The following is a 16,542-nucleotide window of genomic DNA, read 5'->3' on the forward strand; positions in this document are numbered from 1 at the left end:
TTCTCATTACAAAGGAACCAAGCAATCCTGTAGTCTCAATGCGAGAGGAGGTCCTTGTGTAGGATCTCCTTTTTAATTTTTCCATTTAATTTGTAATGCACGCTGCAAGTTATCCAAATAGATGCTTGCGTTCCTTTATCCTATTAAGAGGTGAAGGATAAATGTTAAATATAACTTTCCACTGGAAACTTTCTCAAATATCAGAACGTGCTGTAAAGAAGCACTGCAAAATGTGTGGCAAATTATCGGTTTTTACGGATACCAATGTGCAACGGCATAACGCAAACGGAAAAAGCATATACAAATATGCGATTTACAAATGTGAAAAAAATCATACGTGGAACAAAAAGTTAGCTGTTTATAAATCGTTCTCAGAGCATGTCGCTGAAATGGAAGAGCAGAAAGAAGAATCTTCAATTATGTCAGCTATCCCAATAACCAGCTTAGCGGAACAAGGAGTAAAGGTGATACACATCGTACTGGATGATGTGATAGGAAATCATCGAATTGATAAAGTGCTTGCAAACCAAATTGAGGATTGCAGTCGTTCACAGATCATAAAAAAGATTGAAAAAGGAACAATTCAATTAAATGAACAAGTCATTAAACCGAGTTCAAGATTGTCAAAGGGAGATCGTATTTCTATTTTCATTTAATGAAAAATATTTAGCTATTGAACAAAACTTTAAAAATAGTGAATAGAATATTTTAAATTATTTAACGAACTGGGCATTCCTTAATAAGGGGTGCCCTTTTCCTATTGAAAGTATCGGGGAAGACAAGTTGAAGAATATGGTAACATTTGTACTAACGGAAAGGAGGAAATTATGAAGGATTATACCTTTTTATCCCCACCTATGCTTAGTTGGATTAATTGTATTTCACTTACAATTAAATGCTCCATTTGGAAGGTATTACCTCTATCTCTGTAGAAAGATAAAAGAAAAGGGGGAAGAATGATGGGAAATCAAAGTTTATTTTTAATTGACCAAAAAGAGGGTTTAAGTTTAGAATTTAGCAAGCTATTATCCATGATGGATTATACGAGAGTGACGACGTTGGCGGAAGTGAAAGATTTATCAGTTGAGCAATTAGATTATCTAATAAATAAAAAAGCAAATTCTATCGGAATGCTACTCGCTCATTTGGTATCTGTTGAAAAAGCATATCAAATCGACACTTTTGAGAAACGTGAGTTTACAGAAGAAGATTTTCAAAAGTTGAATCCAGGTCTGGAACTTGGCAATGCAGCGAGGGAACAAATTAAAGGAAACACGATTGAATTCTACTTGGAACAATTAGCACAAACGAGAAAAAAGACAATTGATACATTCAGGAAATTGCCTGATTCATGGTTGTTTGAGCAAACTGCGTTTTGGGGAGGAAATCCTGCAAATAACTACTTCAAGTGGTTCCATGTGATGGAAGACGAATTGAATCACCGTGGTCAAATTCGGGTAATTAAGAAAATGATGGATATGCAACAATAATAAAATATGACAAGTTAAGGTTAAATACTACTACGATCCTACTGAATTTTACTTAAATTATTGGGTGCAAAAGCTTAGTATGAGGCTGTCATTGTGGCAGCTTTTTCTTTTTTCACTAACGCCCCGTTAGTTAAAGAAGGAGTGTGCCAGTTACTAGATAATTTTATTGAAAAGATTATTTATCTATGGGATGGGGTGGAAGCAATTGATTGCCAAGGCACCAAATACACCTGCTTTTACAGAACGGCAAATTAAGAAGGATATTTTCTGTTTTAAGCGAATTACAATCTCAAACAAACCTTTTACGATTACAGGTATTGAAAATAATAGGAACATAGGAGGTATGAGATATGAAGATCAATAGAATAGATCATGTAAGTATAAACGTAAATGATCTTTCAAAGGCTAAAGCTTTTTTTCTTGATTTAGGACTTGAAGTGCAAGCGGAATGGGAATTGGAAGGAGAACAGTTGGACAGAATAGTTGGGCTGAATGATGTTAAAACAGCATGTGTAGGATTGGGGATGCCAGATGGGGAGGTATGGATTGAGCTAGTCAAATTTTATACTCCGTCAGATGAAAGAGATATTCAGCAACCTTTTGCAAATACGCTGGGTATCCGACATATTTGTTTTAATGTTGAAGATATTGAAGCTATAGTTGCAAAATGAAAAGTAAGGGCACGGAAATCTTTAGTGAGATACAGCAATATGAAGAAAGTTATAAATTATGCTACGTTCGTGGTCCAGAGGGAATTATTTTAGAGTTAGCGGAGAAAATCGGATAAATATTGAATGGGAGTTTAAATGATTTATACCCCAACTATAAAGATTTCTTTATAAACTATCAAGGGCATTCTTTAATAAGGGATGCTCTTTTTTAAATCAAGTAAAGGCATTAGTAAAAGAAGGAAGAGTTAGTAGGTAAGAAGAATAATAGAAATAGATGTACATACTCATGTAAAAGAAAGTGCTGAAAAGTTGGGTTCCAGTGGTGCAGCTCTATTTATTATCCATAACGACAAAGTCGTAATAGAGTCTTATTTAGGTAAACAGTCGAATGCTAAACATGCTCGAAATGTTCTAGCGGACACCCAATTCCACATTGCTGTTTTACGGCTTGCATTTTACTAAGGAATACAATTTGGCCAATATGATAGGCGTTGTGCATTGCTAAACTCTTCAGTTCAATCAACTATCCTCCGACAATGTGCTTGTAACTGATGCTTGGAGAGCTTACAAAACCTTATGCGAAAGAAAAAGGATAGAGCATTACCGAATCAAATCAGATGATGGAAAGCACGTTATTAAAGGCTTATATCACATACAAAATGTCAACAGCTTTCATTCTCGGATGAAGAAATGGCATGATCGTTTTAAAGGTGTCGCCACCAAATATCTTGATAATGAGAAGTTACAAGGATGGTACAACGATAAATTGGATGAATTTAAAAATGAACAAGACCTAAAGAAACTGATACAGGAACATCTGAAGTCTGAAGAGTCAGTTAATCAATTTTTCCAACAGTGAAAAAATAAGAGTGCTTTTTAGCACTCTTATTTTTTTTATACAATCTTTATACTCATTTAAAATGTCCTTTCTGCCTTGTTTAATAACAAAAACAGTCTGGAAAATACAAAAATCACAATAATAAGTCCAATCCAAAATAATATGCTAAGCCATCCACCATTAAAGGTTGTCGTCTGACCCCCTGAAAGGATACCAACAAGCATAAACAAGAAGAAACATGCCTCATAAAGAACAAAAACAATAAATGTCTTTTTCGACCTATTCTGTAGTTCATTATTCTCCTTATTCATAGCTTCTTGTTCTATTCCTCTACATAGTTGATACAAACAATAGGTTATTAATAAAGCATTAATCAAATAAAAGAGAATTAGAAAAACTTTTCCTTGTAATGTATGTGAATTATTAATTACTCCATTTAGTACTGTGGAATGTTTAATAAACAAATCTAAACCTGATAAAACAATTAAGATTATACTTGAATGCAGAACTTTTAAAAAGGAACCATTTTTGAAATTGCCGATTAATGTGTAGGCGCCAATTAGAATAATGATATACCCTAGCAAATCGGGAAGTAGATTCACTTCGCCAAAATTAATATTAAAAAACACAAAAATAAAGCCAATTAGTATCGTTCGAAATCCCATAATACACCCCTTGAAAAAATGGTTTTATTTACATAATATTGGTATTATTATTATAACTTATTATTGGGAGGAAGGGGATCATGTGAAGAACAAAATACTTGCAGGCTTTTGGATTATAACTAGTCTGTTATTAATTTATACTGGCTTTATTTATTTTCAACAAACGACTCAAGCATCCACCTTAACCGATTGGAACAAACTAAAAAAATCGTCACTTTCAGTCACTGACAAACATCATTTATCACAATTAGGTTTCTCAGATGTGGCGATCAACAGTATGACACCGGAAGAAATACAGAGATATGATAAAGTTAATGGAAAAATCGTTTACAACCAGACCATTTTTGTTCAAGTTAAAAATACCGGTTTTGGTGTAAAGTATATTTCTAAAACAAAATATAATGAACTATTAAAACAATATTCCAAGTCTAAATTTCTTTACAAACCAAGCTTAGAACGTGTTGATTTAAAACTTGTTTATGAAGGAAAAAGAAAATTCTTTATGATTGAGGAACACCATTTTGATTACACACCTTCCGACTTAAAGCCGATGATGATTGAAGTCCAATACCGAGACGACTATATTGTAACTAACCAATTTGCTAAACAAATCTGGTTGACTACTTCCCTTTTAAACTCAAAAAATATACAATATGGAACCAAGTCATATCCAAAACCAAATTCAATTCCAATTAATGAAGAACCCTATTCGAACTTTTTCAATAATAATCAAGCTAAAGGTAACTATAACGATTATCAGGTCAATTGGAAGCAATCATCTTTCTTACAAGATGTAGTTGGTCTCCATTTTTACAATACAGCTGAATTTGAAGTTCCAGAAAAATATATTATCGCTGATATATATATCCAAGGACAAAATCCTCACCTTTCTGTACAACTTTCTTATAAATTTAAAAAATAATATCTTCATTAGAGGCTAAGAAGAATAAATTGGTTGGCTAGCTAGGGTATATGCCTATTTAAGTGGCCAATTAAGACGGGAGTAGTATAAAAAGTATTTTTAAAGGGTTGCTACGTACACGTGGCAACTTTTTTACTAACGGGCTGGTTTGTTAAAGAAGGATTTTCTGTTCCTGAGTTCTTTATAAAAAAATCGCAATTCGTGAATTATGCCTTTTTCAGTACTAGAACCATTATTACTAAATAACATCTTTTTTTTAAATAAATATTGATAAAATAGTATTGGTAAGATTTTGAAAGCAGTTATACCGCCATAAGCAAGTATAGCTGAATTTTATATTTGAAAAATATAATGCAATGGACTCTACTAATCTTTATTGGAATTTAACACTACATAATTCGTACTAAGTATCTACTGTAATAAAATTAATATTGTAATATACTATTTTAAATAGGTTAACAATGTTAATTTATGTTTTTCAAAGATTTTTAGAATGTTCAGTAAAAAGATTATAAGGAGTCCTAAAATGAAAAAGAAAATAAGCTATTTAATCTTACTTCTAACTGCTATCTTTATAGTTGGTTGTACTAACGTAGAAGATGTATCGAATACTGATGGGAAAGCTAATTCACAAGAAGTAACTACAAAAAATAATGAAAAAGAAAAAACCACGACTGAAAAACATGTAGTAGGGAAAACATCAACTCAATCAAAAGATCAACTGTTCAAAGGTTACAAACTAATTGAAGTTGATGGTGGTGATTTGTCTGGACATCGCGAACCAAACGTCGTCGTTGATATTGGCTTTGGGGACCGAGAGTATTGGTCCTTTACGAATGAACATGGGCAATTAGTCCGTGTCATTGCTAACGAAATCGTTCTACAAGATGAACGTACCGAACCTGTAACATCGTCTGGCAGATACTACCCTGATGAAGCAAAAGTTCCTGGTGTCGAAAGAGCAGATTTAGATGAAGGACATATTATTGCAGATTCTCTTGGTGGGGTATCAAACGCTTATAATATTACGCCACAGGATAGTACGCTTAACCGACATGGTGATCAAGCATATATGGAAGACGCTATTCGTAAAGCTGGTGGAGCTACTAATTTTGAAGCAATTATCACATATCCTAATACGAAAACGCAGATTCCTTCTCATTACAAGTATACTTACACTTTAAAAGGAAATAAAATTGTAGATGAATTTGATAACGGCAACCCTGACGAAATAAATAAATCTCTAGGATTAACTGAAAGTAAATCAACTAACTCAAATAAGCCAACAAGTTCTAATAAGTCCAAGGCTTCGAATGGCACTGAAGATATTTCTAGCGTTGATACAGATGGAAATGGCCAAGTAACGATTAAAGAAGCAAAAGCAGCAGGTTACAGCATGCCAATAACGAGTGATCACTGGTTATACCCATATATGAAAGATAATGATCACGACGGTATGGTAGGGGAATAAGCACCTAGAACTCAAGGCAAAGTAAATGAATGAAATAAACGGATGACTTTACTGAAACAATCGGGTGCGATTGTTGAAGAGGCGTCGCTGTTCTTATTAAATTTACGGATACAATAGTTTAAGATCCAGCTGCCATTTCGGCGGCTTTCTTATTGAAAGGGGTAGTTTTTCTTTATATCCTCAGAATTTGAAGCAGGCATACAAATCCTCCATTCATTACTTGTTAAATTTACTATATAAGTTTGTTAGGTACCCAATTTACAGTAGTAGCTTTGCCTCTTTTAGAGAGGTGCTAAAAATAAGGGAGTCGAATGCTGCCTTTCTTCGTAGGATTATATTCATACCCTACCTAATTTTCTGATTAGTAGCCGGTGCTTTGATATTTGTCGTATATCACAACGGTTACAATTGAAACAAGAACAATCACAGCATTTGCGACAATGGTTCCCGCCCAAGTCATAGTCATGGTGCCGAAGATGGGGGATGCTGCATTGAACATGGTGTGGAATAATACGCACATAAACACCCTGCCTTTTCCTGATATTTTGTAGATTGCCCCGTTGAAAAACCGAAACTCAATGAGTTGAACTGCAAACATCCAAAAGTTAATGAGTCCTTCTCCGTGATTCGTCCCCGGAATGAAGAAGAGAGGGATATGCCATTAAATGTTGTATTTTTTATTGAGTTCACTATTTGTTTAACTTTTAGAAGACATGCTCATAAAAAGGTAACTAACGTATAGTATTGATAACTACTACCTTATTGGGAGAGATGAGTTTTGTACTACTATAATAATCCGTATTTGAACCAGTTCATTAACGGTTATGACTATGGTACGCAATATCTATATCCAACCACCGGAAGTCCGAACTGGTATAGAAATAATCGTTCTGCAACTAAGGTTCGATCTTTTTCTAAAGAGGAAGCAGCAGCAATCGCTTTACTTTTAGGAATTGATTTTAACAAAAGTAAGTTTGATTTAGATGAGTTTTGGATGGGAGTAAATACAGAGCTTGAACATGGAAAAATATCCATCCAAACTAATGTTACAGGCGATGATCCTATTATTACCGGGAAAATTGCACTGGCTCATCTTAACGAGTTTCCTGATTACTACAAAAGGTTAAAGGTACTTGAGGAGGAAGCAAAAGCCTATTGGAACAAATGATTTAATTGGATACCTAAATGATAAGAATAGCTTATATTTGTAAGCGATTTTGTGAAAAATTGTACTCAAGCTAATATGTACGTTAATCTAAAAAAGGATTAGCGTTTTTTGTTATTATACTAACGAGGCAGGTTAATAAAAAAATCTATGCTATGATATACAATGGACACAAAATAATGGGGGAATCACAATGTTAGGCAATAAATTTTGTAGAATCGGTATTTTGGCGAGGCTGGGACCACGTTCGATTGCTCCATTTATTGAGTCGGTTTTAGATGAATGCGAACGACATATGGTGTAACAGATGTGATTTGTGTATGTACTGATCTATATTTTTGTGGATCTTATACCTCTTTAAGGTTCTTCGATTCATCAAAAATTCTTGCTAAAAGTTTAGTTGAAAGGTATTTAGCCTTTTAATTAGGTGAAATTCGCTCTTCAACTATCGGGGGCATTTGTTAAATAGATATCGCTATTAATCTAGTATATTTGTATATTTCTAATATATTTAAGTGGTCATTTAGTGAACGTTACTCAGGGAAGATAATAAATGAAGAACCTTCCCCTTTATGCCAATCTAGTGTGCTATTACATCTATGTTATTGCTAGATCAATTTACGAATGTTAACTTCAGACATTAGCACTGTTAATAGAGTTATTGTCTCTTGGTTAATTCTATTATTATTTGATGCTGCATATCTAAGAATACTTCTATACATGTTAATAACAACTATATCTGGAAATTCTTTGATAAGTTCAATAGTATCCAACTTCCGAAGACCCCCTTTCTTACGGGGAAGATTCTTCGATATTTATTAAAAAGATTAAATTTTTGAAATTAGGAATAAAGATAGAACTGTTTACAATTCTCGATGAGGTTAAAAAAGAAGCTGATAGTACGTATAACCATGAGTCACTTTCGAATTATTTACTTTTCAACTCATTGAACACTTTAATTCGCGTATTTTAGAAATGTAGAATAAATCGAGATATGGGGCACAAGTTGCCTCGAAATGGGCTGAAATATTAAATAAATCTCTAATTAGTAAACAATACCCAGTTGTTCACCCAATTGGTCAGGAGACATTCTCATTATATGTTGAGTACCCAACAGGGGTATTTGAGTATGCCTTTGACATAGACGGTGCTACTTCACTAATAAAAGAAAAAGCCATTCAACCAATAACAATTTCTCCGTCAAACATTATTGCTTCGGTTGACCAAGGTAATATAAATATAGATCCTAGTCGAATAAAACCCAATCATAAAAACCCTGTTATGGTACTTCAAAGTCAGTATTTAACTGATAGCAATCCATATTGTATCAATGGAAACCATCGAATATTTGAAGCCTATCAAAATAACGAAGAACTAATTGAAGTTTATTTATTTAAAGATTTGGAGTTTGTTCCTCTCTTTTATGATGCTTTAAGTAAAGCAATCTATTTTTTTGAAATTGATTACAATAATGTAGTCAGAAATGAGAAGTATATCCATAGCGAAAAAGGAGCTTTCGCAAATGAATTTTAATAACTAATACTCCTAATTCAACAAAGGTGATTTAACTAGAATAAGGAGTAGAGCCTTTTTCTTATTCAAGTAAAGGGGCAGGTTAGTTAAAAAGAATTTTAGAGTAAATGATAAAGTTTAGATAAAAAATAATATATATGTTGACGCGTATATATGTTTAAGTGTATATTCATAATATGAATACAACTACGATGCAATTAACATTACAGACAATCGCTGAGCCTAATCGTTTTAACATTGTGGAGCTTTTGAAAAAAGGCCCTCACTCTGTAGGTGAAATTGTTAGGGCTCTCAACATTGGTCAACCGCAGGTGTCTCGTCATTTACGTATCTTGAGCGAGACAGGATTGGTACGGTCTCATACTAAGGGACAGATGCGAATATATAGCCTTGAAGCTCAACCATTTCGGGATTTAGATACTTGGTTCGATTCCTTTAGTATTCTATGGGAAGAACGCCTAGATAACTTTGAGGACTATATGCTCGACATTATGCGGAAGGAGGATAAAAAGCGTTGAGATGCTACTTGCAAAACAGGAAGGAAAAAAGTAGGTTAACACGCTAAAAAGGGTGAAATTAAAATGAGTAGAAAAACAAAAATTTTCAAAGATCAGGTGCGTCGAGAGCTTACAATTGAACGCACAGTAGCTATCCCCCTCAAGTATGCATGGGAGGGATGGACGAAACCAGAACATATTGCCCGTTGGTGGGGGCCAAAATATTGGAATTCCACTGTATATGAGATGGATGTTAGACCGGGTGGTGTTTGGCGATATCGTTTATGTCCGGATAATGGTGATGGAGAGGATGCATACTGCAGAGCTGTCTATCAAGAAGTTATTGAACCATTAAGACTTGTCTATATAGACTCATTTACTGATAAGAATTGGAACATTGTAGAAAACAGTGAAATGCACACTGTAGTAACCTTTGAAGAGGTAATGGAAGGCTCTAAACTTAGGATTATTACTCGTTTCAATAGCATCGCAGAGCTAAATATAGCCGAAGAAATGGGAATGGTCAAAGGCTTTACAGATGCCTTTAATCGATTAGAAGAATATTTAATCTCAATAAGTGGAGGAAAATTATGAACACATTAATTTCAAAAGATGGCACTAAAATTGCTTACAAAAAACAAGGAACTGGACCATCATTAATTCTAGTAGCATCTGCCGCAGCTGACCACAAAGATGCTGAGCAATTAGCAGTACAGCTTGCAAAGCATTTTACTGTTTATAATTATGATCGTCGTGGGAGAGGTCAAAGCACCGATTCTTCAAAGTATGCAGTTGAACGTGAAGTGGAAGACATCGAGGCCCTTATAAATGAGGCTGGTGGCAACAGCTTTTTGTTTGGAAGTTCTTCTGGTGCCGTGTTAGCACTTGAAGCAGCAAATAAACTTGAAGATAAAGTTAGGAAGCTATTTATGTATGAGCCTCCTTTTATTATTGATGATAGCCGTCCGCCTGTACCAGCAAATTATGTTCAGCATTTGAACAATTTGATTGGGGAAGGAAAACGTAATAAAGCTGTTGAGTACTATATGAGTGAAGCACTTGGCATTCCTTCTGAATATTTAGAGTATATGAAAGCTGAGCCTTCATGGGAGTCAATAGAAGGGATGGCACATACTCTTGCTTATGATGGAATGATTATGGGAGAAACTCAATCTGGTAGGCCATTACCGGTAGACCGATGGGAAGTGAATGTTCCAACGTCCATCGTGGTTGGAGAAAATAGTGAATCATATTTCCATGATGCTGCTAAGTCACTTGTTGAACTGTTACCTCTAGCTAAATACCAAACACTTTCAGGGCAAGACCATTCGGCAGTTATGATGGCTCCAGAAGTATTAGCCAAATAGATGGTGAATTTTTATCTTTACCAAAATCCGAATGAAATATCTATTTAATCCTTTTATAGTAAAATAACCATTTACAGTAGGCACATTTCTGAAAAAAGAGGTGTGCCTTTCCTCTAATGAATTTAGCTTAATTTATGGTATTAAAATTATAAACAGAAAACCAGAACTAATCTGTGAGTAATTTTACTTAAACTAACGGGGGCTTTTGTTTTAGAAGGAATTAAATATTATCGTTTAGACAAAAAGGAATGGCTCCAAAATTGAGACATTCCTTTAGATCTAGAATACATCTTACTTTCAACTAATAGGTTGCTCTATACTTAGGTAAAGTAAATGTGTATTGCAAATATGATAAACACTGATGAAGTGGTACAAAACCTAACAGATACACTAAAATCAAATCAATTTCAAGCTACTAACTTTTAAGCCATTTTGGAATTTAGAAAAGAAATCACTTCTTTGCTGATTCGTTTTACAATGTTTTACTTTTACACTACAATGGTTTTGGCGCATGAATTTGTTCGTCTAAGTTTAATTCTAGCAATTGACCAGCATGAACCAAACCAGATCCAAAACCGTACAAAAGAACGCGGTCTCCATTTTTAACTTTTCCTTCACGAATTCCAAGGTCAAGTGCTAAAGGAATTGTTGCAGCAGAAGTATTTCCAAAGTTCACCAAGCTGTAAAGCGTTTTTTCCATTGGGAACCCTAGTTTTTCACAAATCGGTTCGATTAACCGTAAGTTTGCACTATGAGGAATAAACCAATCAACTTGTTCTAAACTCGTTTGTGTTTTTTCTAAAATTTGCTTTACGCTATCAGGAACATTTCTTACAACCCATCGAAAAACTTCCCTGCCGTTTTGAACCAAATATTGAGTGTCGACTAACTCAATGCCATTGACTTTTTTAGATAGGCCAGGGCGGTATACATGCTGCGCCCCACTTCCGTCGCTTCCCAAGTGGAATCCGATAAAACTTTGCGATTGTTCATCCCTTTCAACCAATACCGCACCAGCACCATCACCAAATAAAATACATGTACTTCTATCGGTATAATCCGTAATTTTGGAGAGTGTATCCGCCCCAATAACAAGTACCTTTCTGTGGAGTCCAGAAGCAATAAAGGTATGAGCTGTATGCAATGCATATACAAATCCTGCACAAGCTGCACTTATATCGATGGCACCTGTTTGAGCAATATTTAAACGGTCTTGTATGATACTTGAAACTGATGGAAATGGAAAATCAGGAGTACTTGTTGCAACGATAATCATATCTACATCTTCAACATTTTTATCATACCTATGCATTAAGTCTTTTACAGCAGCCTCGCATAAATCACTCGTAAATTCATCAGGACGGCTAATTCTGCGTTCATGAATACCTGTTCTTTGAATAATCCAATCATTATTTGTTTCAACCATTTGCTCAAGTTCAAAATTTGTTAATTTTTTTTCGGGTACATATGTACCGATAGCAGTTATTCTCGTTCCTACCATTGTAACCACCCCATATTTATTGTTGTAACCTGGTACTAATATCTAGTGCTAATTATAACAATTTATATTATTAAAAATCAATTTTAATTCTTTTTTTCAAAACAAATAAGGGTTCTCCTCTTTAAAGTATCTCGTAAAATTATCACTTGATTCATTTTAAAAAAGGAAATTCAAATAGCGAAAGTGAATAAGTAAGTATTGAGTATTGGCAGACGAACTGATGGTAACTACTTTAATAAATATACTAATGATTACTCCATGCTTACTGAACCTCTCAAAAATTCGAAAATATTTTACGTATGGTTCATTGAGCACAAAACTCACATTATAGGAACAATAAAATATTAATTTTTCACACCTACACTCTTAAATGCACCAAATTTCGAAGGCATGGCCGATTTTTATATGAGTTTTTTTGAATAGTAAATTTCCCCTGAAATTTCAAATTATATCTTTTATAATTAACCATAGCATTTACTTTTTTAGAGGGGATGTTTATTTGAAAAATAAGAATCTACAGGACGGCAAAAAAACCTTTTTAGGGATTTTAAGTACAATAGTAGTTTTATTATTAGGTAAATTTAAATTTATATTAGTTGTGTTTAAGTTTCTTAAATTACATACACTTGTAAGTATGTTTATTTCTTTGGGAGCTTATGCGCTTGTCTTTGGATGGAAGTTTGCGGTTGCTCTTGTCTATTTGTTGTTTATCCATGAAATGGGTCATGCTTATGCTGCTAAAAAAATTAAACTTTCCGTTAGTCCAGCAATATTTATTCCTTTTATGGGAGCGGTAATCGGCTTAAAGGAAATGCCCCAAAGTGCAAAGGATGAGGGATTTTTAGCCTATATGGGTCCGTTATTTGGATTTATAGCCTTTTTGCCTGCCATTCCGTTGTATTTATATACACATGAGCCATTTTGGGCACTGCTGATTATATTAGGTGCAATTATCAATTTATTCAATTTAATCCCAATCACCCCTTTGGATGGCGGAAGAATTGCAGCAGGAATTAGTACGAAATTATGGGGATTAGGCATTATCATTCTACTAATCTATTCTGTAATGCATATAAGTTTCTTAGGGTTCGTGATCGTTATCATTGGTTCTATGGAATGGTACAAATTATATAAAAAACAAAAAAGCTTAGATAAGGATAAACTTGAAGTGAAGCAGCTTGAACTCTTGATAGCTAAATTAAAGCAAGAGTCCCATCATATAGATTCGCTTGAAGAAATCGTAAAAATGGCTAAGTTGAAGATTTTAAACCAGGATATTATTAAGATATTAAATACACTGAATTCCCAAATTGAAAAAATGAAAAAGGATATTTATCTTCAGCAATTATCCGGCACCCTTACAATTGGTGAACATATAGAAAATGACAATCAAGCTATTATTGAAGGTATTATCAAGCAACTAGAAGAAAAGGTAGTAGGGATCAAACAAGAAGTACAAACAACGGAAACGTATTATAAAACAGATAAGAAAACGAAAATAAAATTATTCTTAATCTATATTGGTTTAGTTATCGTTCTTTACCTAAGTTATCATTATGGAAATGAGATCCTCAGCAATAATCCAGAAATACAAAAATTGTTGAATAAATAACAGGGGTGTACTGTTTAGGGTTTAGAGGAGGTACTCATACGCATGCCATCAAGATGGACAATTTATCAATGTATAGTAGTTCTGTTTTTAGTGATTTTATTGTTTATAGTTGAAATGTTTAAAAGTTATTTCTCGGTTTCTTTATCACTGAACGGAACATCCACAATTATTCCGTTACTATTGACATTTCTATTTATTATTATTGTTGTTGGATGTTCGAGTTTACTAATGATTTTTCAAACGAAAAAAAGCACATTATTTTTAACTCATCGAATATGGATGAAAATGTATATTTTAACACCATTACTATTAATTTTATCTATTACATTTTTCATAACCGCTGCACTTGCAAGTATAAATTTTCAAGAATTTATGCAGGAACAACGTTGGACTTTGTATGTATTCATTTGTTATTTTATCTTTATGATGAATCTTTTTGTTTTATCTGTCATCCATAAAATTAAGGGGGAAAGTATTTCGAAGGAAGCAAAAATCAAGGCCTCCTATTTATGGACAAGTTTAATTCTTTTTATCATTATTTTTATGCTTCCATAATAATTTTCCATTTAAAAGAGTTCGTTAAAGAACCTCTTAAATATTTAAGAGGTTCTATGAATCTCCAGCAAAAACAACCTCAATTTTCTTGATATCACACATACTTCTCCATACGAATATCTCCCCATAATTTATCTTTCCAATATGTAAAATTTTCAATACGGCCAATCTCTTTGTATCCCATCCTCTGATAAAGGCTATGGGCTTGATTATTAAATTCAAAAACACCTAATTCAATTCGTTTTAACCCTTGCGTTTTAATTTGCTCTTCCAAAAATTGAATGGCCTTATAACCAATCCCTTTACCTCTCCCGACAGACTCGCCAATTGTAATACCTATCCAAGCAGTTCCAGGTACTTTTTTGTAAAGATGATTTGGATCAACCATATAATTTATTTCACCGATCAGTTGCTCATCCAAGTAAATTAAGTAAATGTGATGGTTTTCCAAGCGTCTAGTTAAGTCATCAATGGTCAAATTTTCTCTACATTCCAATTCTAATTTGTTTTTGTTTGGTCGAATCAATGGGATTAATGCTGGATCGTTTTCCCACTTATTTAATGCCTTTACAATGGTTTCTGTCGGTTTGATTAATTTCATAAATTGTAGCGTCATTGTGTATTCCTCACTATTCAGTTTGGCTAGTTCCTTTTTACTATATTTTAACATAATATATTTATCTTTCATTACCCTCAACAAGAAAGCTGAGGAAGTTTTTTTTAATTAAACGTACCTTTTTAAAGGTTATTATGCTAAGGTTTAATTGAATGAAAATTATAAATTTTTATTCAGCGGACAATTTTTTAAGGGGGTTGATCGTATGACAAACAAAAAATATGTTAGCGTGAAAGATAGTAAGGGGAGAACAGCTAACTAATTATTTATAGCGTTTTCCCGAGAATTGAAAGGGGAAAATCATTTGAATCAAACTTTATTAATTATTGATGCCCAACAACAATTAATTGATGGGAATGAAAACGAAAGTGCTGTTTTCAATAAAGAGCAACTGATTAGCAATATTAATTTAGTCATTGAAAAGGCAAGAGAATCTAATGTTCCAGTTGTGTTTATAAGGGATATTGACGTAGCTGAAGGCAAAGGGGAAGGGTTTCAGGTTCACAACGCGATTAATGTTCCTTCTGATTCAAAAATTTTTGATAAAGCTGCAACAAATTGCTTCCATGGGACGGGACTTCTTTCTCATTTGCGATCACAAGCGATTGAGCATATTGTTATTATGGGATGTGCGACACAACATTGTATAGATAGTGCAGTTAGAACTGCCACTATTACTGGTTTTGATGTGACATTAGTCGGTGATGGACATTCGACAACAGATAATGATAGTTTAAGTGCGGAACAAATCATCAAGCATCATAATCGTACCCTTCATGGGCACTACAATGTCGAACATTTTTCAATGGTTAGAAATGCGGAGGAAGACTTGTTTCATCCGACACATGACTCGTATCGATAATAATAAATTTCTTTAAAAATACGGTTGCCGAAATGGCGGCCTTTTTTATCTTCATTAACTTTTTTTCATAATTTTGTCTTGCCATATCTGATAAGGATATATCACAAACGAAAGACAGAATATTAGAATAAATAACCCGAAATTATTGATGTTATTTAACCTATATATTCCGAAATATGTAAAAAGATTAAGCATAACAAATGCATGGAAAGCGTCAATGATTGCATTAGTCAAAATATAAACCCAAAAGGACTTATCATACGTAAAATGGAAAATCCATATCGTTCCCACTAAAAAAGGACCATAGGTTAAAGGATATGTAATGAAATGTTCCCACGGAAAAATTTTCCCCAGAATCGTCCACCAATTGTAAACATAACCGATTTCTTCAATTATGGTGACTAATAAGGCAGCAAAAATTGCTACAGGCATAAACCGGCGGATAGAATCTTTTTTTAGAAAAAACAATGAAAGCCATGAAATAATAAGTATACCCCATAAGATGATTTGAGCCATTTGATATTCTCCTTCGTCTGTATATAAATAGAGTTTGGAGATTTTGGAATATTATACAAAGATAATTGAGAATTTAAATGAAACAAATATCTACTACATAGACGGGCATGATGTGCCACAAATAAAATTTTAAAAATCTATAGACTGGAAATTAGTCGTTTGAAAAAGAGTCTATGATCCACAAATGACAAAGTATGATGCACAAACCAAACTTCATGCGTCATAAACAAAATTTTATGATGCACAAACCAAATTTCCCCG

At 33.7% G+C, this 16,542-nt stretch carries 17 protein-coding genes and 3 pseudogenes; 15 read left to right on the forward strand and 5 right to left on the reverse strand.

Annotated features, from left to right (window positions below):
* Positions 1-161 precede the first annotated feature (161 nt).
* The 5 genes and pseudogenes from MKY81_RS08885 to MKY81_RS08905 all read left to right on the forward strand — a co-directional run.
* Positions 162-656 carry a S4 domain-containing protein gene (locus MKY81_RS08885; RefSeq protein ID WP_341117590.1) on the forward strand — a complete coding sequence of 165 codons (495 nt, stop codon included), beginning with the start codon at positions 162-164 and terminating at the stop codon, positions 654-656.
* 303 nt (positions 657-959) lie between these two features.
* The gene (locus MKY81_RS08890; RefSeq protein WP_328007346.1) at positions 960-1,490 is read left to right on the forward strand and encodes a DinB family protein; all 531 of its coding nucleotides are present in this window, start codon (positions 960-962) and stop codon (positions 1,488-1,490) included.
* Positions 1,491-1,656: 166 nt separating this feature from the next.
* A complete protein-coding gene (locus MKY81_RS08895; RefSeq protein ID WP_108073163.1) occupies positions 1,657-1,854 on the forward strand; it encodes a hypothetical protein in 198 nt (65 codons plus the stop codon).
* Positions 1,841-2,277, forward strand: a pseudogene (locus tag MKY81_RS08900) (VOC family protein). Before MKY81_RS08895 ends, MKY81_RS08900 begins: the two are co-directional and overlap by 14 nt.
* Before the next feature lie 401 nt (positions 2,278-2,678).
* Positions 2,679-2,901: pseudogene (locus MKY81_RS08905) on the forward strand (transposase); the annotation flags it as partial.
* Between the two features lie 175 nt (positions 2,902-3,076).
* Here MKY81_RS08905 and MKY81_RS08910 read toward each other — a convergent pair.
* Positions 3,077-3,664, reverse strand: a complete 588-nt coding sequence (locus tag MKY81_RS08910; protein WP_327991739.1) for a hypothetical protein — start codon at positions 3,662-3,664, stop codon at positions 3,077-3,079.
* Between the two features lie 82 nt (positions 3,665-3,746).
* Here MKY81_RS08910 and MKY81_RS08915 point away from each other — a divergent pair, with 82 nt between their 5' ends.
* Together MKY81_RS08915 and MKY81_RS08920 are read left to right on the forward strand one after the other, a co-directional pair.
* A complete protein-coding gene (locus MKY81_RS08915) occupies positions 3,747-4,586 on the forward strand; it encodes a hypothetical protein (RefSeq protein WP_341117591.1) in 840 nt (279 codons plus the stop codon).
* Positions 4,587-5,112: 526 nt separating this feature from the next.
* A complete protein-coding gene (locus MKY81_RS08920) occupies positions 5,113-6,057 on the forward strand; it encodes a DNA/RNA non-specific endonuclease (RefSeq protein WP_108073165.1) in 945 nt (314 codons plus the stop codon).
* 361 nt (positions 6,058-6,418) lie between these two features.
* On the opposite strand, the pseudogene MKY81_RS08925 reads toward MKY81_RS08920, so the two are convergent.
* A pseudogene (locus tag MKY81_RS08925) lies at positions 6,419-6,718 on the reverse strand (CPBP family intramembrane glutamic endopeptidase); the annotation flags it as partial.
* Positions 6,719-6,835: 117 nt separating this feature from the next.
* Here MKY81_RS08925 and MKY81_RS08930 point away from each other — a divergent pair.
* The 5 genes from MKY81_RS08930 (at position 6,836) to MKY81_RS08950 (ending at position 10,619) form a co-directional block, all read left to right on the forward strand.
* The gene (locus MKY81_RS08930) at positions 6,836-7,225 is read left to right on the forward strand and encodes a DUF5661 family protein (RefSeq protein ID WP_327991737.1); all 390 of its coding nucleotides are present in this window, start codon (positions 6,836-6,838) and stop codon (positions 7,223-7,225) included.
* A gap of 1,278 nt (positions 7,226-8,503) precedes the next feature.
* Positions 8,504-8,755 carry a hypothetical protein gene (locus MKY81_RS08935; protein WP_328019104.1) on the forward strand — a complete coding sequence of 84 codons (252 nt, stop codon included), beginning with the start codon at positions 8,504-8,506 and terminating at the stop codon, positions 8,753-8,755.
* Between the two features lie 176 nt (positions 8,756-8,931).
* A complete protein-coding gene (locus MKY81_RS08940; protein ID WP_084347343.1) occupies positions 8,932-9,273 on the forward strand; it encodes an ArsR/SmtB family transcription factor in 342 nt (113 codons plus the stop codon).
* A 63-nt stretch (positions 9,274-9,336) separates the two neighbouring features.
* Positions 9,337-9,846 (forward strand): SRPBCC family protein, encoded by a 510-nt coding sequence (locus MKY81_RS08945; protein WP_341117593.1) that lies wholly within the window; start codon positions 9,337-9,339, stop codon positions 9,844-9,846.
* Positions 9,843-10,619, forward strand: a complete 777-nt coding sequence (locus MKY81_RS08950) for an alpha/beta fold hydrolase (protein ID WP_341117594.1) — start codon at positions 9,843-9,845, stop codon at positions 10,617-10,619. The genes MKY81_RS08945 and MKY81_RS08950 overlap by 4 nt, the downstream gene beginning before the upstream one ends.
* 493 nt (positions 10,620-11,112) lie before the next feature.
* Here MKY81_RS08950 and MKY81_RS08955 read toward each other — a convergent pair whose 3' ends face one another.
* A complete protein-coding gene (locus tag MKY81_RS08955; RefSeq protein WP_108073169.1) occupies positions 11,113-12,120 on the reverse strand; it encodes a ketoacyl-ACP synthase III in 1,008 nt (335 codons plus the stop codon).
* A 499-nt stretch (positions 12,121-12,619) separates the two neighbouring features.
* Between MKY81_RS08955 and MKY81_RS08960 the strand changes: the two genes are divergently transcribed.
* Positions 12,620-13,732 carry a site-2 protease family protein gene (locus MKY81_RS08960; RefSeq protein WP_066226053.1) on the forward strand — a complete coding sequence of 371 codons (1,113 nt, stop codon included), beginning with the start codon at positions 12,620-12,622 and terminating at the stop codon, positions 13,730-13,732.
* Positions 13,733-13,774: 42 nt separating this feature from the next.
* Positions 13,775-14,287, forward strand: coding sequence for a hypothetical protein (locus MKY81_RS08965; protein ID WP_066226055.1), 513 nt, complete (start codon positions 13,775-13,777; stop codon positions 14,285-14,287).
* A gap of 94 nt (positions 14,288-14,381) precedes the next feature.
* On the opposite strand, the gene MKY81_RS08970 is transcribed toward MKY81_RS08965, so the two are convergent.
* Positions 14,382-14,975, reverse strand: coding sequence for a GNAT family N-acetyltransferase (locus tag MKY81_RS08970; protein ID WP_321165958.1), 594 nt, complete (start codon positions 14,973-14,975; stop codon positions 14,382-14,384).
* A 232-nt stretch (positions 14,976-15,207) separates the two neighbouring features.
* Here MKY81_RS08970 and MKY81_RS08975 point away from each other — a divergent pair, with 232 nt between their 5' ends.
* The gene (locus tag MKY81_RS08975) at positions 15,208-15,765 is read left to right on the forward strand and encodes a cysteine hydrolase family protein (RefSeq protein ID WP_108073034.1); all 558 of its coding nucleotides are present in this window, start codon (positions 15,208-15,210) and stop codon (positions 15,763-15,765) included.
* A gap of 54 nt (positions 15,766-15,819) precedes the next feature.
* On the opposite strand, the gene MKY81_RS08980 is transcribed toward MKY81_RS08975, so the two are convergent.
* Entirely contained in the window at positions 15,820-16,281 is a 462-nt protein-coding gene (locus tag MKY81_RS08980) for a hypothetical protein (protein WP_066226061.1), read from the reverse strand.
* Between the last annotated feature and the right edge of the window lie 261 nt (positions 16,282-16,542).

It is taken from the genome of Heyndrickxia sp. FSL W8-0423 (genome assembly GCF_038009395.1).
In the GTDB taxonomy this organism is placed as follows: domain Bacteria; phylum Bacillota; class Bacilli; order Bacillales; family Bacillaceae_C; genus Heyndrickxia; species Heyndrickxia sporothermodurans.